1 protein-coding gene and 1 pseudogene are annotated in these 664 nt (G+C 46.8%); both read left to right on the forward strand.

Annotated elements, in window-relative coordinates; all coding sequences use genetic code 11:
- Positions 1–346 (forward strand): hypothetical protein (locus A3729_RS32915; protein WP_197475804.1); only part of this gene is annotated, 346 nt, incomplete at its 5' end.
- A gap of 111 nt (positions 347–457) precedes the next feature.
- Positions 458–664 (forward strand): annotated as a pseudogene (locus A3729_RS11050) (molybdopterin molybdenumtransferase MoeA); the annotation flags it as partial.

Genomic DNA, 664 nt, shown 5'->3' on the forward strand with positions numbered 1-664 from the left:
CACCCAAAACCTGACAAACTTTGGCAATGGCACGATTGACACCAACAATATCGGCTACCCAATTGGTGTTGATAAAGGCACAGGTAATGAGAATATAGGGCAAGGCAACAACGGCTGCATTGGTGTCTGGCAGGGCGTATTGGAAAACCCGCCCTCAGTTGTTGTTGGCAACAACAATGAAGCCTATCGAGCTTACCGCCACACCGGCAACAGAGTCTGCAGCTACGCTTATCGCCTTAACGGCGACACTGGCAATCGCAATAACAGCTCCTTGGTTATCAAGTACGACTCGCGCGACGGTAGTGTCGTAAGCTGCGGCACTCACGCAGATCTACCCGCTTGCTAACTCTTCCTTAAGCGCTTGATGATCATCAACGATTTATTTCTGTTTTAGCGATACACTGCACACGCTAAACTAATAACCCGTTTTTCATCGTCGATACTGACAGAGCTATTTATGTCGAACACAAATCAAAGCTGCTGCGATTCAGCCGTCAAACACACCCTTAATCCTTTAGATGATATCATTGAGCGCTTAAAAAAATTGGCAAACCCGATATCGGAGACAGAATCAGTTGCACTTATTGATGCACACGAAAGAGTGCTCGCTGAAGACTTAGTCTCTACACTTAATGTACCGCCCACAGATAACAGTGCCGTTGAC

The organism is Oleiphilus sp. HI0043 (genome assembly GCF_001634935.1).